The 19,905-nt window shown below is 76.8% G+C and carries 18 protein-coding genes and 1 pseudogene; 8 read left to right on the top strand and 11 right to left on the bottom strand.

Translation table 11 applies throughout. The features are described from left to right. The 3 genes from Q7T67_RS14485 to Q7T67_RS14475 all read right to left on the bottom strand — a co-directional run. On the bottom strand, positions 1–766 hold a 766-nt coding region (locus Q7T67_RS14485; protein WP_304790946.1), incomplete at its 3' end, for a bifunctional adenosylcobinamide kinase/adenosylcobinamide-phosphate guanylyltransferase. Next, positions 763–1,425, bottom strand: a complete 663-nt coding sequence (locus Q7T67_RS14480) for a precorrin-8X methylmutase (protein WP_370695403.1) — start codon at positions 1,423–1,425, stop codon at positions 763–765. The genes Q7T67_RS14480 and Q7T67_RS14485, both read right to left, overlap by 4 nt. Before the next feature lie 26 nt (positions 1,426–1,451). After that, positions 1,452–2,057, bottom strand: coding sequence for a cobalamin biosynthesis protein (locus Q7T67_RS14475; RefSeq protein ID WP_304790942.1), 606 nt, complete (start codon positions 2,055–2,057; stop codon positions 1,452–1,454). A 51-nt stretch (positions 2,058–2,108) separates the two neighbouring features. On the opposite strand from Q7T67_RS14475, the gene Q7T67_RS14470 reads away from it, so the two are divergent. Continuing rightward, on the top strand, positions 2,109–2,852 hold the full coding sequence (locus tag Q7T67_RS14470; protein WP_304790940.1) for a histidine phosphatase family protein: 744 nt from the start codon (positions 2,109–2,111) through the stop codon (positions 2,850–2,852). Positions 2,853–3,036: 184 nt separating this feature from the next. Here the strand turns inward: Q7T67_RS14470 and cbiE are convergent, their stop codons facing one another. Beyond that, positions 3,037–4,290 carry a precorrin-6y C5,15-methyltransferase (decarboxylating) subunit CbiE gene (gene cbiE / locus Q7T67_RS14465; RefSeq protein WP_304790938.1) on the bottom strand — a complete coding sequence of 418 codons (1,254 nt, stop codon included), beginning with the start codon at positions 4,288–4,290 and terminating at the stop codon, positions 3,037–3,039. 398 nt (positions 4,291–4,688) lie between these two features. Here cbiE and Q7T67_RS14460 point away from each other — a divergent pair, with 398 nt between their 5' ends. Next, positions 4,689–6,338, top strand: a complete 1,650-nt coding sequence (locus Q7T67_RS14460) for a serine protease (protein ID WP_304790936.1) — start codon at positions 4,689–4,691, stop codon at positions 6,336–6,338. A gap of 205 nt (positions 6,339–6,543) precedes the next feature. Here the strand turns inward: Q7T67_RS14460 and Q7T67_RS14455 are convergent, their stop codons facing one another. The 3 genes from Q7T67_RS14455 to Q7T67_RS14445 all read right to left on the bottom strand — a co-directional run bounded on the left by Q7T67_RS14455 (position 6,544) and on the right by Q7T67_RS14445 (position 9,016). After that, positions 6,544–7,419, bottom strand: a complete 876-nt coding sequence (locus tag Q7T67_RS14455) for a L,D-transpeptidase (protein WP_304790934.1) — start codon at positions 7,417–7,419, stop codon at positions 6,544–6,546. Positions 7,420–7,579: 160 nt separating this feature from the next. Further along, a complete protein-coding gene (gene cobI / locus Q7T67_RS14450) occupies positions 7,580–8,329 on the bottom strand; it encodes a precorrin-2 C(20)-methyltransferase (RefSeq protein ID WP_304790932.1) in 750 nt (249 codons plus the stop codon). A gap of 99 nt (positions 8,330–8,428) precedes the next feature. Further along, the gene (locus tag Q7T67_RS14445) at positions 8,429–9,016 is read right to left on the bottom strand and encodes a TIGR00730 family Rossman fold protein (protein WP_304790930.1); all 588 of its coding nucleotides are present in this window, start codon (positions 9,014–9,016) and stop codon (positions 8,429–8,431) included. Positions 9,017–9,151: 135 nt separating this feature from the next. Here Q7T67_RS14445 and Q7T67_RS14440 point away from each other — a divergent pair, with 135 nt between their 5' ends. Both Q7T67_RS14440 and Q7T67_RS14435 read left to right on the top strand, forming a co-directional pair. Next, a complete protein-coding gene (locus Q7T67_RS14440) occupies positions 9,152–11,299 on the top strand; it encodes an MMPL family transporter (protein WP_304790928.1) in 2,148 nt (715 codons plus the stop codon). A gap of 149 nt (positions 11,300–11,448) precedes the next feature. Continuing rightward, positions 11,449–12,396: a serine hydrolase gene (locus tag Q7T67_RS14435; RefSeq protein ID WP_304790925.1), complete on the top strand. Its 948-nt coding sequence runs from the start codon at positions 11,449–11,451 to the stop codon at positions 12,394–12,396. On the opposite strand, the gene Q7T67_RS14430 is transcribed toward Q7T67_RS14435, so the two are convergent. After that, a complete protein-coding gene (locus Q7T67_RS14430) occupies positions 12,297–13,118 on the bottom strand; it encodes a hypothetical protein (RefSeq protein WP_304790922.1) in 822 nt (273 codons plus the stop codon). The genes Q7T67_RS14435 and Q7T67_RS14430 overlap by 100 nt on opposite strands. 69 nt (positions 13,119–13,187) lie before the next feature. Beyond that, positions 13,188–14,516, bottom strand: coding sequence for a nitrate/nitrite transporter (locus Q7T67_RS14425; RefSeq protein ID WP_304790920.1), 1,329 nt, complete (start codon positions 14,514–14,516; stop codon positions 13,188–13,190). A 17-nt stretch (positions 14,517–14,533) separates the two neighbouring features. On the opposite strand from Q7T67_RS14425, the gene Q7T67_RS14420 reads away from it, so the two are divergent. Then, entirely contained in the window at positions 14,534–15,187 is a 654-nt protein-coding gene (locus Q7T67_RS14420; RefSeq protein ID WP_304790917.1) for a GntR family transcriptional regulator, read from the top strand. A gap of 81 nt (positions 15,188–15,268) precedes the next feature. Here Q7T67_RS14420 and Q7T67_RS14415 read toward each other — a convergent pair whose 3' ends face one another. Next, a complete protein-coding gene (locus tag Q7T67_RS14415) occupies positions 15,269–15,646 on the bottom strand; it encodes a MarR family winged helix-turn-helix transcriptional regulator (RefSeq protein ID WP_304790914.1) in 378 nt (125 codons plus the stop codon). A 50-nt stretch (positions 15,647–15,696) separates the two neighbouring features. Between Q7T67_RS14415 and Q7T67_RS14410 the strand changes: the two genes are divergently transcribed. The 3 genes from Q7T67_RS14410 (at position 15,697) to Q7T67_RS14400 (ending at position 19,085) form a co-directional block, all read left to right on the top strand. Continuing rightward, positions 15,697–16,011, top strand: coding sequence for a hypothetical protein (locus tag Q7T67_RS14410; protein WP_304790911.1), 315 nt, complete (start codon positions 15,697–15,699; stop codon positions 16,009–16,011). A gap of 206 nt (positions 16,012–16,217) precedes the next feature. Then, positions 16,218–17,498 (top strand): helix-turn-helix domain-containing protein, encoded by a 1,281-nt coding sequence (locus Q7T67_RS14405; protein WP_304790908.1) that lies wholly within the window; start codon positions 16,218–16,220, stop codon positions 17,496–17,498. Positions 17,499–17,507: 9 nt separating this feature from the next. Next, entirely contained in the window at positions 17,508–19,085 is a 1,578-nt protein-coding gene (locus tag Q7T67_RS14400; protein WP_304790905.1) for a GMC family oxidoreductase, read from the top strand. A 147-nt stretch (positions 19,086–19,232) separates the two neighbouring features. Here Q7T67_RS14400 and Q7T67_RS14395 read toward each other — a convergent pair. Further along, positions 19,233–19,905: pseudogene (locus tag Q7T67_RS14395) on the bottom strand (cobyrinic acid a,c-diamide synthase); the annotation flags it as partial.

Raw genomic sequence — 19,905 nt, 5'->3', positions numbered from 1 at the left:
CGCCGATCGCCGCGGCGGTGGTGGCGTCGACGCCGACCGCGACGGCGGCCGGCGGCACGGCGTCCGGATCGCCCGGATCCGGCGCGGTTCCTGCGTCGACCGCGGCGACCGGGGCGGGGGCGACGTCCAGGGGCAGGGCGGCCTGGACGGGGACCGGACCGGGGAGCTCGGGCCCGGCACCGACGTCGTGCAGCTCGATCGCCCGTCCGGCGACGACGAGGAGCACGCGGTCCGCACGGGCGGCGAGGGCCTGGTGGGCGGTGCCGAGCAGGTCGACCCAGCGGCGCGTGCCGCGGGTCGGGGCGACGGGGGCCATGCCGGCCTCCTCGCCGACGACGACCGTCAGCCCGTCGCGCCCGCACGCCGCGTCGCCGAGGGCCTGGACGGCGTGCTCGATCCCCGCCAGCGCCGAGGCGCCGTCGATCGCCCCGGCGGGGTCCTCGCGCAGACCGTCGTCGTCGAGCAGCCCGGACGCGTGCAGCACCCCCGCCAGCCACGCGCCGAGGCCGTCGAGCAGCACCGTCGCGCCACCGGCACCGCGGATCGGTGCCGCCAGGTCCTCGGCGGCTGCGACCTCGAGGGTCTCCCACGACGCCGGGCGCCGGCTGCGGTGCTGGGCGATCCGGTCGCCGTCGCCCTCCGGGCCCGAGGGCGCGGTGGCGAGGTAGCGGACGGGGCTACCCGCGGCCGCCGCCAGTCGCTCGGCGACGGCGCTCTTGCCGGAGCGCGTTCCCCCGAGGACGAGGATCAGGCGTGGGCTGCTCATGCGGAGGGGGCTCCGGGGTCGCGGTGGAAGAGGAGCGCGTGGATCGCGGCGACCGTCACCGGGGTCCCCCCGCGCTCCCCGCGGTTGGTCAGGCACGGTACCCCGCTGCGGTGCAGGGCCGCCTTGCTCTCCGCCGCGCCGACGAACCCGACCGGCAGGCCGACCACCAGGGCGGGCCGCACCCGGCCGGCGGCCACCTCGTCCAGCAGCGCGAACAGGGCGGTCGGCGCGTTGCCGATCGCCCAGACCGCACCCTCGGGGTGCTCCGCCGCCGCGAGGCGGAAGGCGGCGTCGGAGCGGGTGCTGCCGGTCTCCCGCGCGCGCTCGGCGGCCCGGGGGTCGGCGAGCGGCACGATCGTCTCCCGCGCGGTGATGCCGGCGGCGGCCATCCGGGTGTCGACGATCAGCGGGGCGCCGTCGAGCAGCGCGGCGCGGCCCGCGACCAGCGCGTCCTCGTCGAGCAGGAGCGTCTCGCCGAACGCGACGTCGGCGACGGAGTGGACCGTCCGCTCGGTGACCGCGCGGGAGAGCGGCCCGAGGCCGTCGAGCCGGGTCCCGAGCCGCTCGCGGAGGATCCGGTAGCTCTCGACCTCGATCGGGTGCGGCGTGCGGGCGGGCGCACCCCGGCCCGAGGGCGCGGGGACGGGCGCGCCGGGCAGGGGCTCCGGGGCGTCGGCGGCGGGGCTCACGGCAGGGGGACCTCGGTCGGGGCGGGGTGGGGCGCAGGGGCGGCGGAGCCGGGCGCCGGGGAGACGGGCACGGGGGAGACGGGCGCGGGGGAGACGGGCGCGGGCGAGCGGCCGGGGGCCGACGCCGGCACGGACGGGGCCGGCACCCCGGCGGGTGACGCACCGGTCGCCGTCGTCAGCGGCACGGACGTCGCGATCGCGCAGGTGGCGTGGGCGCTGCGGCGCTTGGTCACGAGGAGCCGGCCGTCGCCCACGTCCCCGCCCGCGACCAGCAGCGCCGCGGCCTCGGCGACCGACGGCGTGCCGACGTGCGAGGCGACGACGTCCGACGGCGTGGGGACCGACACGGCCGCCAGCACCCCGGCGGGCAGGAAGCGGGCGGGGACGCCGAGCGCGCGGGCCAGCTCCAGCACCGCGGGCTCGTCGGCCTTCACGTCGGCGGACGCGACCGCCCCGACGTCGGGGCGGGCCAGGCCGGCCTCCGCGAGGACCGCGTCGGCCAGGGCCGCGAGCTCGTCCACCGGACAGCCGCGGCTGGCGCCCACGCCCAGGACCACCGGCACCGGACCGCCGGCGGGCGGCCCTACGAAGTCGTCGGGCACCGCCCCATCGTGACCGATCACCGCGAGGCCCGGTCTGCCAACGTAGGGGAGGTGAGCGCGAACGACGACGTGACAGCCCCGCGAGCCGTCGATCCGCAGCGGCTCTTCACCCTCCCGGCCGGGGCCACCGAGGTCCTGCTCGTCCGGCACGGCTCGACGGCCGGGGTCGAGGCCGGCGGCGTCTTCCCGGTCAACGAACACGGCGACGGCGACCCGCCGCTCTCCGACGACGGCGAGGCCCAGGCCCGCCTCGTCGGCGAGCGCCTGGCGCACGAGCCGATCTCGCGGCTGTTCGTCACGACGCTCCGGCGGACGCACCAGACCGCCGCGCGGCTGGTCGAGCTGACGGGCCTCCAGCCCGAGGTCGTCGCCGACCTGCGCGAGATCCACCTCGGCGACTGGGACGCCGGCGAGTACCGCGTCCGGATCGCCGACCGCGACCCGCTGATCATGCGCTCGTTCGTCGAGCAGCGCTGGGACATCATCCCCGGCGCCGAGCAGGACGAGCTGTTCGCGGAGCGGGTCCGGCGGGGGTTCGACCACGTCGTCGCGCAGGCCGGTCCCGACACGACGGTCGCGGCCGTCGTCCACGGCGGCGTCATCGCCGAGATGTGCCGTCAGGCGACGGGCAGCGAGGCGTTCGCGTTCCTCGGGGCGGACAACACGTCGGTCAACCGCTTCGTGGTCTTCCCCGACGGCCGCCTGCGCCTGCGCAGCTACAACGACACGGGCCACCTGGACGGTCTGCGCGACCGGCCCTGGGTCACCGGCAGCGCCTCGCAGCCGATCACGTAGGGCCCCACGCCCCCGGGTCACCGGTCCGCCGGGGCGCACGCCCCCCGGCGCCGCCGTCCGCGGAGGCCCGCCGCGGTGCCCGCGCCCCGGCCGAGAAGGCCCGCCGCGTGGTCCGCGCCGCTCCGCCGCGTGATCCGCCCCGCTCCGCCGCGCCGGCCGAAGGCCCCCGCGGCGTCCGCGCCGCTCAGTCCCGTCGGCCGACGAGGACCGCCGTGGGGTTGATCGGCTCGAGGCGGTGCTGCCCCACGAACGGCCGGATCCGCGACCCCTGGACCAGCGTGCCCTCGGTCCGCAGGCCCGCCGCGGCGAGCCGGTCGAGGACCGGGCCGATGCGCTCGAGCGTCGCGAGGGTCACGACGACCGCCCGTCGCGACCGGACGGCGGCGACGTCGACGATGGCGTCGAGGTCGGCGCCCCCGCCGCCGACGAACGCGACGTCGGGGTCCGGCAGCCCCTCCAGGCCCGAGGGCGCGGCGGCGCGGGTCACGGCGAGCTCGACCCCGTGGCTCAGGGCGTTCCGCCGCGTCAGCTCGACGGCCTCCTCGGCGTGGTCCAGGGCGATCACCCCGGCGCCCAGGAGCGCGCACTCGACGGCCACCGAGCCGCTGCCGCATCCGACGTCCCAGACCAGGTCGCCCGGGCCGGGGCCGAGCGCCGCGAGCGCCGCGGCGCGCACCTCGCGCTTGGTGATCATCCCCGCGCGGTGGGCGAATGCGTCCTCGGGCAGCGCCCACGACGTCGCCGTCCGGGGTGGCTGGATCGCGGTGCGCGCCGACGCGACGGGGCGGTCGGGTGCCCAGGCGAGCAGGACGTTGGGGTCCGAGAACGTGCCGCCGGCGATCTCGGTCGGCGACCCGATCGTGACGCGCTGGTCGGGGGCGTCGAGGCGCTCGCAGACCGCGAGCGTGCGCTCCGGCGCGCCCGGGATCCGGCTGTAGGCGCAGGCGAGGAACGCGGGGTCGCAGTCCGGCGCGGTCAGCACCGCGACCTTGGGCCCGGCCAGCAGCGCGCCGAGCACCGCGGTGATGCCCTCCGTGCCCCGGGCGTGGGCGGAGACCACGCGGGCGTCGTCCCACGGCAGCGCGACGCGGGAGAACGCGCGGGCGACCGACGACGGGGCGGGGTGGACGACGATGCGCTCGGCCTCGACGGAGCGGGCGAGGGTGCGGACGATGCCGAACCACCCGGGGTCGCCCGAGGCCAGGACGGCGACCGGGCCGTCGTGCGCGGCGATCCGCTCGAGCGCCGGGGCCAGCGGCGCCCCGAGGAGGACCGTCTCGGGCATCGCGTCGGCGCCCAGTCGCTCGCGCAGCGCGGCCAGCGGCAGCGCACCGCCCGCGACGAGCGTCGCGGCCGCCAGTGCGGCGGCCCCCTCCGGCGTGGCCGGGCGGTCGCCCGCGAGGCCGACGACGTGGATCGCGGTGCGCAGGCCGGTCATCGCCGCGGATGATGACGGCGGGCCGCGCCCGAGGTCGGGGAGCCGCGGCGGGAGGGCTGCCGGCGGTCCGGGGGGAGCGGTCGGGACCGTCGACGGCGGGCGCCCGCCCCTGCCCGTCCCGTCCCCGTACCGCCCCGTCCGCTTCCGGTCGCCCGTCGCCTGCCCCGGGCTCGACGACGGGTGGAACGGGGAGACGTCCTGGGCGCCGCGTTGCACGGCCGGCCCGACGAGCATCGCCCACCTCGCGGGCTCCGGGACGTCCTCCGATCGGGGGAGCCCGCCACCACGGGATTCTCGCGCCCGTCCCTCCGCCGATCGGTGCGCGAACAACTATGAGAATCCTGCTCAGCGCTCATATTTCGGTTTCCCGGACGTTCACGTGCGGTATCTGTGGGCCCGTGTCCCACCTCACATCACCCTCCACCAGGCGTCGAGGCCTGCCGGTCGCCGGCGTCCTCGTCGCAGCATCAGCACTCGCAGCGCTGGCCCCCGCCGGCGCGACGGCCGCGGACGGCACCACCGTCCTCCGCGCCGACCAGCAGAGCACGACCCGCAGCACCCCCCGGATCGTCGGCGGCGACGTCGCCGGCATCGCGTCCGCTCCGTACCAGGTCCGCATCCGCGCCAAGACCGACGGTCAGGCCTGGGGCACCGCGGGCCGCTTCACGAGCTGCGGCGGCGCCGTGCTCGACGCGACGCACATCGTCACGGCCGCGCACTGCACGATCAACTCCGACAACAACGCCGAGATCGCCCCGGTCTCGTACGTCGTCGACACCGGCTTCTCGCGCTTCGACGCGACGCCCGGCGCCGGCACCGACCCCGCGCCGCAGGCCGGCGACACGCTGCAGACCCGCAGCGTCGCCGCCGTCCGTCGCCACGGCGGCTACGGCCGTCCGCTCGGCGGCTCCGGCTCGCTCGAGCAGCTGGCCGACGACGCCGCGGTCCTGACGCTGGCCACCCCGCTGACGTTCGACGGCAACACGCAGCCGATCGCCCTGGCCGATCCGGGCCCGGCGCCGAGCTCCGGCGACGCGCGCGTCACCGGCTTCGGCCTGCAGTCCGACGGCGGCGAGGCCAACGGCAACCTGTACTCGCTGCTGACCCCGGTCGTCGACCCGGCGATCTCGCAGCAGAACGGCGGCACCGGCGAGCTCAACGCGCTCTACGTCACGACGCTCGCGCCGGGCGGCTCCACCTGCCAGGGCGACTCCGGCGGACCGCTGGTCCAGAACGGGCGCCTGATCGGCATCGTCTCGAGCGGCCCGAAGTGCGGCGCGAACACGCCGAGCTACTTCACGAACGTCACGGCCCCCGAGGTCCGCGACTTCATCCTCGGCAACGACACCCCGGCGCTCGCGCCGCGCGGCGGCCAGAACGTGTCCCTGTCGATCTCGTCGTCGCCGAAGGTCAACGATGTCGCGACCTGCGCCGCGGGCACCTGGACCAACGGCCCGACGTTCTCGTACCGCTTCACCGACACGAAGTCGGGTCGGATCCTCGCCGAGGGTCCCTCCGCCACGTACAAGCTGAAGGCCGCCGACGCCGGCGCGACGATCAGCTGCCGCGTGTTCGCGACGACGCCCGGCGGCGTCGGCGTGACGCCCGCGACGGCCGCGTCGAACGCCGTCGCCGCACTGCCGCCCGCGCCGAAGCCCGACCCGGCCCGTCTGACGACCTCGATCGTCTCCGGCTCGTCGAAGGTCAAGCAGGGCAGCCGCGTGTCGTTCCGCGTCACCGTCCGCAACACCGGTGACGTCACGGCCCGCACGGTCCGCACCTGCGTCCGCGTCTCGTCGCGCTTCTCGATCGTCTCCCGCGGCGGCGCCACCCTCTCGGGCGGCCGCCTCTGCTGGACGAACTCGCGTCTGGCGAGCACGACCACGAAGCGGTTCTCGCTGCGTGCCGACCGCGACGCCCGCGCCGGCCGCACCACGGCCGCGACCGTGAGCGTCACGTCGACGTCCACGCGCTCCGCCTCCGCGCGTCGCGCGGTGACGATCCAGCGCCGCGCCACGGCCGTGTCGCCGGGCGGCGTCACGGGCTGATCCGCCCCGCGCGGCCCGGGCACCCGCCCGGGCCGCGCACGAAGGACGGTCCCGGACCACGCGTCCTGGACCACGGAGCACCGAGGGCCCGGACGTCACGTCCGGGCCCTCGGTGCGTCACGGGTGCCCGGCACGCGGCCCGTCGGCGACCGGCCGCCGGGCGGACCGTGGGCGGGGGCCGGGCGGACGCCCGACCCGCGGCCGCTCAGTCCGCGCTGATGCGGACCGGCGTGCCCACCGGCGTCCGACCGTGCATCCAGGTGACGACGTCGTTGGGGATGCGGATGCAGCCGTGGGACGCCGCGGCACCGAGGGGTGCGTCGCGGATCGAGTCCGGTCCGCGGCCGTGGATGGCGACCCGCCCGGGGCCGCCGCCGTAGTTCGTCAGCACGTTCGAGAACGCGGTCAGGTGCAGCGCCCACGGGCCGAGGAAGTCCTTCGGGCTGCCCTGCCTGGCGATCTCGTACACGGCGAACTCGCCGGACGGGGTCGGCGTCGCGCCGGCGCCGATCACCACCCGGCTGCTGCGGACGAGCCGGCCGGCGCGGTGGATCTCGATCCGTCGCTGCTTCAGCCGGACGGTCACGAAGTACGTCGTGTGCTCCAGGACGACGTCGTCGAACGGGATCCAGCCGACCGCCCCGTTGGGGCGTCGCGGCAGCGACACGCTCAGCCAGGCCCGGCCCTCGGTGTCGTAGCGGGCGGTGCGCACCGACAGGCGCGTGGCGTTGCCGGTGTGCGGCGTCGTCGGCGTGGCGGTCCACACGCGGCGCTTGCCACCCGGTGCCTCGCGCACCGCGGTGCGCTGCACGATCTTGGCGGTGTAGCCGCCGCGCTCGCGGCGCGGGAGGACGTTGGGGACCGGGACGCCCGGGCCGAGCGGGGCACCGTCGCGCAGGCGCTCCCCGAGGTCCCACGCGAACGCGGGCTTGCCGGGCGCCGCGGGCGTGGCCGCGGGCGGAGCGGGGGAGGCGGCCGGCGGCGCGTCCTGCCGTGCGGTCACCGACGGGGCGGAGGCGGCCTGCGCGGCGGCCGCCGGGACGAGGACGATCGCACTCGCGACGGCACCGGCGAACGCCACGCCCCGCCGGGGTGAGCGTCGGGCTGGACGGCGGGACGGCGACGGGGACGACGGCACGGGCGTCACGCTATCCGACCGCGAGCGCCACGGACCCCGGTTCGGCAGGGCCCGCGCGGCTCTGATCGCGCACCGGTCCCGTCGGCCGGACGGGGCGGCCCGCTCAGATCGCCCGACCGGTCTCGTCCGTCAGCCGTCCCCCGCGCTGCTCGGTGCGGGCCGGGGGGACGATGACCGTCGACAGGTACGGGCCGCGACGCTCCGTGTCGGCGCCGGCCGCCTGGACCTCCTCGCCGTCCACGCCGAGGTGCTCGCCGTAGATCGCCTGCTCCAGGCGGCCCTCCTCCGCCAGCACCTCGCGCACGCGCGGCATGTGGCGGCCGCCCTTGTACGCCACGACGGTGTCCGAGCCGCGCAGGGCGGCCCGCAGGACGTCCTCGCCGGCGGTCAGCGGCAGCAGCGTCAGCGACTCGTTGCCCTCGGTGAGGATCGCGCCGGAGCGGGCGGCGAGGTCCTGCATGGCGGTGATGCCCGGGACCGTCTCGACCACGAGGTCGGGCAGCAGGCCGCGCACGGTGTGCCACATGTACGTGAAGGTCGAGTAGACGTTCGGGTCGCCCAGCGTGCAGAACGCGGCGGTCCCGCCGTCGCCACAGACCGCGGCGATCGCCGCGCCCGCCCGGTCCCAGTTCTCCTGGCGCACGGACGCGTCGCGCATCGAGAAGCCGAGCCGCTCGACCTTCGCCGGGTCGACGTGCGCGGCGACGACGTGCTCGGCGCGCCCGGTCTCGCCGGCCGCCTCCGTGACGGGGACGAACACGCGGTCCGCGCGCTCCAGGGCCTTCAGCGCCTTGAGGGTCAGGTGCTCGGGGTCCCCGGGGCCGACGCCGATGCCGATCAGGAGGCCGCTCATGGACCCATCCTGACGGGGTGCGCGCGCCGGCGTCCCCCGCCGGGTCCCGACCCCCGCCGGGTCCCGTTCCCGTGCCGGGGCGCCCCGGCACGGGCCTGCTCAGGACTCCTCGACGTCCAGCCACTCCCGCCCGGTCGCGGGGCGCCAGGACTCCAGCTGCGCGAGGAGCGCGCCGGGGTCGGGATCCAGCAGGATCGAGGAGCGGTTCGCCGGCAGGACGAAGCCGGCCTCGACGGCGGCGTCGAGGAACGCCCGCAGCGGGGTCCAGTAGCCGCCGCTGTCCAGCAGCCCGATCGGCTTGTGGTGGATCCCCAGCTGGGTCCAGGTCGCCGCCTCGACGAGCTCCTCGAGCGTCCCCAGGCCGCCGGGCAGCGCGACGAACGCGTCGGAGCGCTCGGCCATCTGCGCCTTGCGCTCGTGCATCGACCCGACGACCACGAGCTCGCTCAGCCCGCGGTGGGCGACCTCGCGCCGCTCCAGGCCGCGCGGGATGATCCCGACGACCCGACCGCCCGCGGCCAGGGCGGCGTCGGCGACCTCGCCCATCAGGCCGGTCCGTCCCCCGCCGTAGACGAGCGCGGTGCCCTGCCCGGCGAGCAGCGCGCCCAGAGCCCGGGCCGCTGCGGCGTGCCCGGGATCGACGCCCGCGTTGGATCCGGCGTAGACGCAGACGGTCGCGAAGGGCATCGATCGATCGTGCCAGACCCTCCGCACCGGTCCCGCCGTCCCCCGGGCGCGCGTAGGGACGACGCGATCGGGGAAGGTGGGGGCCGTGACCTCGGTCCGTCCGTCATCGCCCACCCCAGGACCGTCGGGGCGCCCGTGCCGCGCCTGACCCGGCTCGTGGTCGCGCGGCGACGGCTCGTCGCGCTCTGCTGGGTCGTGCTGGCCCTCGCCGGGGCGTGGGCCGCCAGCGGCATCGGCGACGCGCTGTCGCGGTCCTTCGACGCCCCCGGGCGCCCCGCGTTCGAGGCGAACGAGCGGATCGTCCGGGCGTACGGGAGCGGCGGGAGGATCTCGCCGATCGTCCTCGTCGCCCGCCCCGAGGACGGCCGGGACGTCCGCGACCAGGACGTGCGCGACGAGCTGCGCGAGGCCGTCGACCGGGTCGCCCGCGCGGTGCCCGGCTCCCGCGTGGTCTCGAGCTCCGGCGCCACCGGCGAGGGGCTCGACTCCGAGGACGGCCGGGCGTCGGTCGCCTACCTCTTCCCGCCCGTCGGGCGGCCCGCGCCCGACGAGAACCCGCAGGCGCTCGCCGCGGCGCGGAAGGCCGCGGCGGGCACCGAGGTCGGAGGTCGCCCGCTCGGGGTCACCGGCATCGAGGCGCTGTCGGACGACTCCGGGGGCGGTGGGGGCGTCGGCCTGCTCGTCGAGACGCTGGTCGGCGGCCTCGGGGCCCTGATCGTCCTCGCGTGGGTGTTCTCCTCGGCGCTGGCGTTCGTCCCGCTCGTCGTGGCCGCCGTCTCGATCCTCACGACGTTCCTGCTGCTGCGGGCGCTTGCCGCCCTCACCGAGGTCTCGTTCGTCGTGCAGTTCCTCGTCGGGCTGATCGGGCTGGGGATCGCGATCGACTACAGCCTGCTCGTCGTGTTCCGTTGGCGCGAGGAACGCGCCGCCGGCCGCGAGGGCCCCGAGGCGGTGGAGGCCGCGATGCGCACCGCCGGCCGCGCGGTCGCCGTCTCGGGGGTCACCGTCGCGATCGGCCTGCTGGCGCTCGTCGTCGTGCCCGTGCCGTTCATCCGCTCGATCGGCTTCGGCGGGCTGCTGATCCCGATCGTCTCGGTGCTCGCCGCCCTGACGCTCCTGCCGGTCCTCCTGCTCGGGGTCGGGGAGCGCCTGGACCGTCGCTGGGCGGCCCGGCACGCGGGGACGACGGACGCGGGGGCAGGACACGCCGGCCGGGACGCGACGGTCTCGCCCGGCTGGATCCGCTGGGCCACGTTCGTCGTCCGGCGCCGGTGGATCGCCGCGGTGGCCGGCCTGCTCGTGCTGTTCGTGCTCGCGGGCGTCGCGACCACGCTGCGCCCCGGCCAGCCGACCGTCGACTCGCTCTCCTCCGGTGGCGGCGCGCGCTCGGCGCTGCAGCACCTGGAGCGCCACGGGCTCGGCACCGGCGCGGTCACCCCGATCGAGGTCCTGACGACCCCGGACGCGGCCGGGGACGTCGAGCGGCGGCTCCGCGAGACGTCCGGGATCCGGGGCGTCGTCTCGCCGACCGCGCCGGAGTGGCGTCGGGGCGGGGCGGCCCTGACCGTCGCGCTGCCGACGGAGGACTCGGCGTCCGACCGCGGGCGCGAGACGCTCGACCGGGTCCGCGACGCCGCGGAGAAGCGGGACTTCGGCGGTCGCGTGGGCGGTCCGGCCGCCCAGGACCGCGACCTGACGGAGGCGATCTACGCGTCGTTCCCGGTGATGGTCCTCCTGATCGCGGTGATCACCTTCGCGCTGCTGGCCCGCGCGCTGCGGTCCGTCGTGCTGCCGATCAAGGCGATCCTGCTCAACGTCCTGTCCGTCGGGTCGTCCTTCGGCATCGTCGTCCTCGTCTGGCAGCAGGGCGGCGGCTCCGAGCTGCTCGGCGGCGTCCCCGCGACGGGGTCGATCACGACCTGGGTGCCGCTGGCGATCTTCGCGTTCCTCTACGGCCTGTCGATGGACTACGAGGTCTTCATCCTCAGCCGCGTGCGCGAGGAGTACGACCGCACCGGCTCGACCGACGAGGCGGTGATCGAGGGGCTCGGTCGCACGGGGCGGCTCGTCACGAGCGCGGCGCTCGTGCTGTTCCTCGCGTTCGTCGCGCTGGGGGCGGCACCGAACACCGAGATCCGCATCCTCGCGACCGGCCTGGCGGCCGGCATCCTCCTGGACGCCACCGTCGTCCGGGCGCTCGTCGTGCCGGCCCTCGTGACCCTGTTCGGCAAGGCCAACTGGTGGCTGCCGGCGGCGCTGGAGCGGCGCTGGCGGCCGCGGTGAGGAGCGCCGGCGGAGCGGCGGCGGCGCCCCGGCGTGGTGCCCGACCGTCGACCGTCCGCGTCCGTGCGGTCTGCCGGGCGGCGACCCTCGGGCTGGCCCTCGTCCTGTGCGGTGGTCCGGCCGCGGCCGCGTCGCCGACGGCCCCGGGGGTGGCCGCCCGGCAGGCCGCGACTCCGTGGATCCCGGACGTCGCCGCCGCGCGCGCCTACGCCGACCGTCGGCCGGGGACGATCTCGTTCGTCGTCGCCCAGGGTGCGCGCACCTGGTCGTCCCACGGCGCGCGGACGGTCCCCGCGGCGTCGCTGATGAAGACGATGTTCCTCGTCGCCCATCTGCGCAGCGGCGGCGTGCGCGGACGCGCGCTGCGGGCGGCGGACCGCCGGCTGCTGGACCCGATGATCCGGCGGTCCGACGACCTCGCCGCCACGCGGGTCCGCGGCCTCGTGGGCGACGCGCGGCTGCGCCGGCTGGGCCGGGCGGCGAGGATGCGCGACCTGCGCCTGGCCGCCGTCTGGGGGCTCTCCCGCACCAGCGCCCGCGACCAGGTTGCGCTGTTCCGCCGGCTCGACGACCTGGTGCCCGCCCGCCACCGCGCCTACGCGCGGCGCCTGCTCGAGACGATCGTCCCGTCGCAGCGCTGGGGCGTCGGCGCGGTCGACCTGCCCGCGGGCTGGACGCTGCGCTTCAAGGGCGGCTGGGGCAGCGGCACCGGCGCCGTGGACCACCAGTCGGCGCTCCTGGTCGGCGAGGACGGGCGCCGCGTCGTGCTCTCGATCACGACGACGCGGAACCGCAGCCACGCCGGCGGGAAGGAGACCCTGCGGGGCGTGGCCGCGCGGCTGCTGCGCGGCCTGCCGGCGGCGTCCGCGACGCCCGCCGACCCGGGCCGACGGGCGGCATCGGGCGCTCGGGGGCCGCGCCGCACGCTCGAGGGGGCTGCGTCGCCCGCCCGGGGGCTGCGCCGCGCGCCCGCGGCTGACGCAGGGCGGTGCCGGGCCTACAGGCCGGGCGGGTGGACGACCGTGAAGCCCTTGTTGCTGCGCAGGTCCGGCTGCCAGCGGCTGCCGAAGACGCCGGAGCGACCGCTGGTGTCGTAGCGGACGCCGGCGACCGTCATGTAGACGTGGCCCTCGTTGGCGTAGATCGTGACCCAGCGGCCGGGCCCGGGCTCGCCCCACTTCGCCAGGGCGCCCGAGGTGAGCGGCGCGTCCAGCAGGCCCGCGCCGGCGAGCGCGTAGGAGACGGAGCCGGAGCAGTCGTAGGCCGAGTCCACGAAGGAGCCGTGGCCGCCGCCGTAGACGTAGGGGAAGCGGGCGATCGCGTTGGCGCTGCCGATGATCGCGGCGATCGCGGGCGGAGCGCCCTCGGGCACCTTGGCGTTGCCCTTGCCGGTCAGGGTGAGCGTCTCGGACGGGCCGGCCTTCAGCGCGTCCTTCTTCGCCTCGGCCTGCACGTCCTCGAGCTGCTCGAGCTCGGCGCGGATCTCGGCGTCGCTCGGGGCGCCGGGCGAGATGCCGTCCTCGGCGGACGTGGGCTCCTCGGCGCTCGTGGCCTGCTTCGCCTTCTCCGCGCTCTTCTCGCCGACGGAGGACGGGGTCGGAGCGGCCGGGCCGCGCTGCGCGCCCTCGGGCAGCGGCGAGCTCTCGCCGGCCTCCGCCGCGTCCGCGCGGACGGGCTGCAGCTTCAGGGCGTCGGGCGCCTTCGCCGCGGCCTTCGTCGTGGTCCCGGTCTCCCCGCCTCCACCGCACCCGGCGACGCCGGCCGATCCGACCACCACCGTGAGCGCCAGCGCGAGGGACCGTCGTGGTGCACGCGTCATCGAGGCGATGGTACGGATCCCGGCGCGTGCCGGTCGCGCATCACACAGCGGTGGGCGCGATCGCCCGGGTCAGTCCCCGGAGATCGGGGCGGCGGTCGTCCGCGGCGCCGGCCGGCGGGTCCCGCGGTCGGTCGTCAGCAGCCCGCCGACCAGGCCGATCGCCGCGAACGCGAGGACGGGCAGCATCGCGTGCTGGGTGGCGACGGCCCCCTGGTCGCCGTCGCCGAGCAGCCGTCCGATCACCAGCGACCCGACGACGGCGGCGGAGAAGCCGCCGCAGTTGACGAGCGCACCCGCGCTGGCGCTGGCGGACGGGGGCGAGGCACGCCGGGCGATCTCGAACGCGAGCATCGACCCGCCCGCGCTGACGCCGGTGACGGCGATCGCGACCAGCAGCACGGCGTGGGGGACCACCGCTCCGGGCCACAGCAGCAGCACCGCCCAGGTCGTCGTGGTCGCCGCCGGGAACGCGAGTCCGGCGAGGCGCTGTCGACGGGGGTCCGGGCCGACGACGAGCGCCACGAGCGGTCCCGAGACCACGAACGCCAGCGCACCGACGAGGAGGACGCTCGCGGCCTCGGGACGGCTGAGGTCCTGCGCGCCGGTCATGTACGGGACGCCCCACACCGCGGCGACGATGAGGAACGGCGACAGCGCTCCCATGTGGAGGAAGAACCCCTGGCGCGTGGCGGGCCGTCGCCACGCGGCCGCAAGGGTCCGCCCGATGGGCTCGTGGCGGACCGCGACCACGGGGCCGTCGGGACGTCCGTCGGGCGGGATCTCGGGCCGGTCGCGGACGAGGACCAGGGGCACGACCGCGAAGAGGGCCGTCACGCCGCCGAGCAGCACGAACGTCCCCGTCCACTGCAGGTTGCGCAGCCCCAGCTCGAGCGGGACGGTGGAGGCCAGCTGCCCCAGCGCGCCCGCGAACCCGGTCAGCGCCGCGAGCATCGGCTGCAGGCGCTGCGGGAACCAGGCGTGCGCCAGGCGCAGCACGTTGAGGAAGGTCAGCGCGTCGCCGATCCCGACGAGCGCGCGCCCGGCGAGTCCGACCGGCATGGAGTGCGCGAAGGCGAAGAGCAGCTCCCCGGCGGCCATGATCGCCAGGCCGATCGCCAGGGTCCGCCGGGGCCCGAAGCGGTCGGCCAGGAGGCCGGCGGGCACCTGCATCGCCAGGTACAGGACGAGCTGCAGCGACGTGAACGCGCCGAGCGCCCCCACGGCGACGCCGAAGCGCTCGGCGGCGTCGGTCCCCGCGACGCCGAGGGACATCCGGTGCAGCATCGCCACGAGGTAGGCGACGGCGCCGACGCCCCAGACGAGCCACGCCCGGCGCAGGCGGGGGCGCTCCGCGACCGGCGCGGAGGACGCCTGGACGGTCGCCGGTGGGCCTTGCATCTATGCTGTATCTAAGCATGGCCGCACCGTCCACGACCTCTCCCTCCGCCTCCCGCCGGGCCTACGAGCACGTGCGGCGCGGGCTGCTCGACGGCACCCTGGCCGACGGCGAGCTGCTGAGCGAGGGGGCGGTCGCAACCGCGGTGGGCGTCAGCCGCACGCCGGTGCGGGAGGCGTTCCTCCAGCTCGAGGCCGAGGGGCTGCTCGCGCTCTATCCCAAGCGCGGGGCGCTGGTGCTGCCCGTCACCGCCCGCGAGGCGCGCGAGATGTTCGCCGCCCGGGCCCTCGTCGAGGCCGACGCGCTGCGGACGATCCTCGCCCGGCCGGAGGACCCGGCGCTCGTGCCCGGGCTGCGCGCGATCCTCGACGACCAGCGCCGGCTGCACGGGGCGGGCGACCTGGTCGCGTCCGCCGAGGCGGACCGCCGGCTGCACCGCGCGTGGGTCGCCGCCGCGGACAACGCGGTGCTGCTGCGCTTCTTCGACGGCCTCCGGGACCGTCAGGAGCGGATGACGGTGGCGATGATGCGGCGCGGTGGCGTGCGGCCGGAGCGACTGATCGAGGAGCACGCCGCGATCGTCGACGCGGTGGAGCTGCGGGACGCGGACCTGGCGGTGCGGCTGGTGGGCGAGCACCTCGCCGCGGCGCGTGTGGCGGCCGCGGACGACTGACGGGCCGACGGGCGCACGACGCGCCGTCCGGTCGATGGCCGTCGCCCCGGCGGCGCGTCGCCCCGGTGCGGCCCGGCGACCTCAGGCGACGGGGGCGAGGTGCTCGCCCAGGACCCGTCGCTGCGTCGGGCGCGCCGCGTCGTAGCGCTCGCGGCCCTCCGGGGTGACCTCGGCGAAGACGCCTCGGCGGTCCGACGCGCACATGGCCCGGCGTACCAGGCCGTGCCCCTCGAGACGGCCGACGACCCGCGTCGTGGCGCTCTGGCTGAGGTGCACGGCGTCCGCCAGCTCCTGGATGCGCCGCTCGCGGCACTCGCCCTCCACGAGCCGCTCGAGGACCTCGAACTCGCTCACCGACAGCCCGTGTCCGTCCTGCAGCTCGCGCTCGAGCGCACAGGTGATCGCGGCGTGCGCCGAGAGGATCGAGCGCCACTGGTCCACGGTCGTCTCGGGCGTCATCAGGTCTCCGAATCTAGCACTTGGGCGCCGCCTCCATGCAGATGCACCTCATGCGTGCAGAGAAAATGTTCACGCAGAAGATGCATGTGCATATACTTCTGCCCATGCTCTCCCTCTCCGCCCCCGTCGGCGCCCTCGGCGCCGCCCGCAGCTTCTTCACCCCGCCCACGGTCACCCCGGTGAACGGGCCCGCCTCGTGGTTCGCGGCCCAGCGCACCACCACCGCCGCGACGCGCTCCACCCGGACCGTCGAGGCCGGCCCCGCGTCGGGCTTCGCGATCGAGGAGTTCGACCTCGGCGGCGACGCCGACCTCGACGCCCTCGAGGAGCGCGACGCCGCGGGGACCGGTCGCGAGCGCCGCTGATCCGGGAGTCGCCCGCGGTCGGGCGGGCCCGCGGGCGGGAGCTCCCCCGTCGAAGCGACCCGCGCCCCGGCGGTGGCCCCGCGACGCCGGCAGTCCCCGACCGGAGGGCCGTCACAGATGCGGCGTCCGGAGGGGCCCCGGGGAGTACGCTGGACACGCGATGCGCGGCGTGCTCGAGACCCAGGACTGAGCGGCTCCGACCGACGATGCACCCGTCCTGGCTGGCGATCCACGCGGGGATGAACCTGCGTGGCCACACGGAGCACCTCAGCCGCGTCCGGGCGGGCGCGCTCGACGGCGCCGGGGCGCCCGACGTCGCGGCGTCCGGCTCGTCCCGGTCCGGCGGCGCGCCGCTGCGGCAGCTGATCGTGCAGTCCTGGCGACGCAGCCGCCTGGCCGGCGTGGACCCCGCCCAGGCGCTGCTGCCCCACGCGATGAGCCGCGACGACGCGGCGGAGCGCTGGGAGCACCACCCGCTGCACCGCATCGAGCCGCTGCTGCGGGACCTCTTCGGCGAGATCGCCCGCGAGACGAACCAGATGGCGATGGTCTGCGACCGCGACGGGACCCTGCTGTGGCGCCTCGGCGCCCCGGGCACGCTGGACGCGGCGGACGAGCTGGACGCGGTCCCGGGGTCGCGTTGGAGCGAGGCGGCCGCCGGCACGAATGCGATCGGGGCGGCTCTGGCGGAGCGCCACCCGCTGCAGGTGTTCTCGGCCGAGCACTACGCCGCGCCGCTGGACGGCTGGATGTGCAGCGCCGCACCGATCCTCGACCCCGGGTCCGGTGCGCCGCTCGGGGTGGTCAACCTGACCGGCCACGCGGCGACCGCGCACCCCCACAGCCTCGGCCTGGTGTGCGCCGCCGCCGCGGCCGTCCGCCCGCACCTCGCCGGGGCGGAGCCCGCGGACGGCGGCGCGGCGGTGCACCTGCGGGTCCTGCGCGGCGACCACCCCGTCTTCCTCACCCCGGACGGCCCGGTGCCGCTGACCCTCCGCCACGCCGAGATCCTCACGCTCCTGGCCGCCCGGCCCGAGGGGTGGACGGCGGAGCAGCTGGCCCTCGAGCTGCACGGCGAGCGCGGCAAGCCCGTCTCCGTCCGCGCCGAGATCACCCGGCTGCAGCAGCGGCTGGGGGACGTCGTGCGGACGCGCCCCTACCGCCTGGCCGACGGGATCGCGTGGGACGTCGCGGCCGCCGGGGCACTCCTGGACGAGGGCCGACCGCACGCCGCGCTGGACCTCTACGGGGGCACGCTGCTGGCGCGCTCCGAGGTCCCGATGATCGACGACCTGCGCCGAGAGCTGGACGCCCGGGTCTCCCGCTCGATGGCCACGGCGGCGGACCCGTCGGTTCTCGAGCGCTGGCTCGGGACGGGGCCGGGCTGCGGCGACGTCGGGGCGCAGCGCCGACTGGACCTCCTCCACGGCGCGTCCCCCACCGTCGGGCCCGGTGCTGCAACAGGAGTGCAACGACGGCGGCCGTAGCGTCGCGCCATGTACGACTACGTGATCGTCGGCGCCGGATCCGCGGGCTGCGTGCTCGCCAACCGGCTGAGCGCGGACCCCGAGGTGAAGGTCGCGATCCTCGAGGCCGGCGGCCGCGACGACGCGGACGAGATCCACGTCCCCGCCGCCTTCGGGCAGCTGTTCAAGAGCCGCTTCGACTGGGACATGGGGTCCGAGCCCGAGCCCGGCCTGGACGGGCGCCGCGCCTACCTGCCGCGGGCCCGGGTGCTCGGTGGCTGCAGCTCGATGAACGCGATGATCTACATCCGCGGCAATCCGGCCGACTACGACGGCTGGGTCGCCGACGGCGCCGAGGGCTGGGGCTGGGACGACGTGCTGCCGTACTTCATGCGCAGCGAGGACAACGAGCGCGGGCGCAGCCCCGTCCACGGCGAGGGCGGCCCGCTCCGGGTCTCGGAGACCCGCTCCGACCACCCGCTGGCCCAGGCGTTCGTCGACGCCGGCCAGCAGGCGGGGCACGAGCACAACCCGGACTTCAACGGCGGTCGCCAGGAGGGCGTCGGCCGGTTCCAGATGACGCAGAAGGACGGCATGCGGTGGAGCGCCGCCAAGGCGTTCCTGCACCCCGTCGCGGACCGCCCGAACCTCGACGTCCTCACCGACACGACCGCGCTGCGGATCGCGTTTGAGGGGCGCCGCGCGGTCGGCGTCCACGTCGACCGGGGCGGGCAGGAGGAGCTGATCGGCGCCTCGGCCGAGGTGATCCTCAGCGCCGGTGCGTACCAGTCGCCGCAGCTCCTGATGCTCTCCGGCGTCGGTCCGGCCGAGCAGCTGCAGGCCTTCGCGATCGAGGTGCTCGAGGACCTGCCGGTGGGCGACGGCCTGCAGGACCACCTGATGACGCTGCTGAACTACGGCACCGACGTCGAGTCGCTGATGACCGCGATGACGCCGGAGAACCTCGAGCTGCTGCAGTCCGAGGGCCGCGGGCCGCTGACGTCGAACATCGGGGAGGCCGGCGGGTTCATGCGCACCCGTCCGGGGCTCGACGGTCCCGACGTGCAGTTCCACGCCACGCCCGTCCTCTTCTACGACGACGGCCTCGGTGCGCCCGTGCAGCACGGCCTGGCGTTCGGGCCCTGCGTGCTCAAGCCCACCAGCCGCGGCTCCGTCGCGCTGCGCAGCGGCCGGCCGGACGCCAAGCCGCGCATCGTCAACAACTTCCTCACCACCGAGGAGGACCGGATGAGCATCGTCGCCGGTCTGCGGATGGCGCTGGACATCGGCGGGCAGCCCGCGCTGCAGGCCGTCTGCGGCGACCCGTTCGTGGCCCCCGACGGCGACGACGACGAGTCGCTGCTGCGCTTCGCGCGCCGCGCCGGCCAGACGCTGTACCACCCGACCTCGACCTGCGCCATGGGGCGCGTCGTCGACAGCGAGCTGCGGGTCAACGGCCTCGAGGGCCTGCGGGTCGTGGACGCCTCCGTCATGCCGTCCGTGGTCCGCGGCAACACGAACGCGCCGACGATCATGATCGCCGAGCGCGCCGCGGACCTGATCGTGGGCGCACCGGCCCCGGGGGCGCGCACGGCGACCCCCGCCTGAGCGGCACGCCCTCGTCGAGGTCGGCGGCCCGCCGGTCGGCCGTCTGCCGGGGTCGGCCGCCTGCCGGCAAAGGCCGTCCGCCGGCGTCGCCCGTCCGCCGGCGTCGCCCGTCCGCCGGGGCGGCGGGCCGCGCTTCTCGCGGCCCGATCAGTCCGCCGCGGCCGCCGCGACGAAGCGCGCGGCGGCCTGCGGGAACGCGGCCCAGTGGGTGTGCAGGTAGCTGGCGTGGACCGTCGGCGAGGCGACGCCCTCGACGCGCTGACGGGCCCGGGAGCGCAGCGTCCACGCCGGCGGGTCCGTCGCCTCGGGCGTCTGGACGGAGTAGTGGAACTCGTGCCCACGGACCTCGTCGCCGGCGGTCCACAGCGGCGAGTCGGCGCCCGCGGTCGCGTCCCGGTAGCCGAGGGTCAGGCGCGTGCCGAGCCGTCCGACGCCCGGCAGCACGCCGCACATCTCGTGGTCGTCGAGCGTCGCTCCGAGGTAGAGCAGGCCGCCGCACTCCGCGACGATCGGGCGACCGGCGGCGGAGAGCGCCGCCACGGACCCGCGCGCCGCGACGTTGGCGGCCAGCGCGGCGCCGTGCTCCTCCGGGAACCCCCCGCCGAGGTACAGCGCGCGCGTGCCGTCGGGCAGCGCCTCGTCCGCGAGCGGGTCGAACGGCACGAGCTCGGCGCCGGCGGCGCGCAGCAGCTCGAGGTTCTCGGCGTAGCGGAACGTGAACGCGGCGCCGTCGGCGTAGGCGATGCGCGGACCGGCGGGGGCGTCGGCCGGCGGGTCCGCGGAGGCGGCCGAGGCGGTGTCCGGCACGGCGTGCAGGCCC

Origin of the sequence: Patulibacter sp. (assembly GCF_030655195.1) — a bacterium.
Classification (GTDB): domain Bacteria; phylum Actinomycetota; class Thermoleophilia; order Solirubrobacterales; family Solirubrobacteraceae; genus Patulibacter.
Note: the sequence above shows the minus strand (reverse complement) of the source record. Positions and strands in the feature narration are given on the sequence as shown.

Excerpts from the sequence above, each read along its gene's own strand:
- Q7T67_RS14405 (WP_304790908.1), top strand. The coding sequence starts at position 16,218 with ATGCACCCGTCCTGGCTGGCGATCCACGCGGGGATGAACCTGCGTGGC.
- Q7T67_RS14430 (WP_304790922.1), bottom strand. The coding sequence starts at position 13,118 with ATGACGCGTGCACCACGACGGTCCCTCGCGCTGGCGCTCACGGTGGTG.
- Q7T67_RS14425 (WP_304790920.1), bottom strand. The coding sequence starts at position 14,516 with ATGCAAGGCCCACCGGCGACCGTCCAGGCGTCCTCCGCGCCGGTCGCG.
- cobI (WP_304790932.1), bottom strand. The coding sequence starts at position 8,329 with ATGAGCGGCCTCCTGATCGGCATCGGCGTCGGCCCCGGGGACCCCGAG.
- cbiE (WP_304790938.1), bottom strand. The coding sequence starts at position 4,290 with ATGACCGGCCTGCGCACCGCGATCCACGTCGTCGGCCTCGCGGGCGAC.
- Q7T67_RS14420 (WP_304790917.1), top strand. The coding sequence starts at position 14,534 with ATGGCCGCACCGTCCACGACCTCTCCCTCCGCCTCCCGCCGGGCCTAC.
- Q7T67_RS14400 (WP_304790905.1), top strand. The coding sequence starts at position 17,508 with ATGTACGACTACGTGATCGTCGGCGCCGGATCCGCGGGCTGCGTGCTC.
- Q7T67_RS14410 (WP_304790911.1), top strand. The coding sequence starts at position 15,697 with ATGCGTGCAGAGAAAATGTTCACGCAGAAGATGCATGTGCATATACTT.
- Q7T67_RS14445 (WP_304790930.1), bottom strand. The coding sequence starts at position 9,016 with ATGCCCTTCGCGACCGTCTGCGTCTACGCCGGATCCAACGCGGGCGTC.
- Q7T67_RS14415 (WP_304790914.1), bottom strand. The coding sequence starts at position 15,646 with ATGACGCCCGAGACGACCGTGGACCAGTGGCGCTCGATCCTCTCGGCG.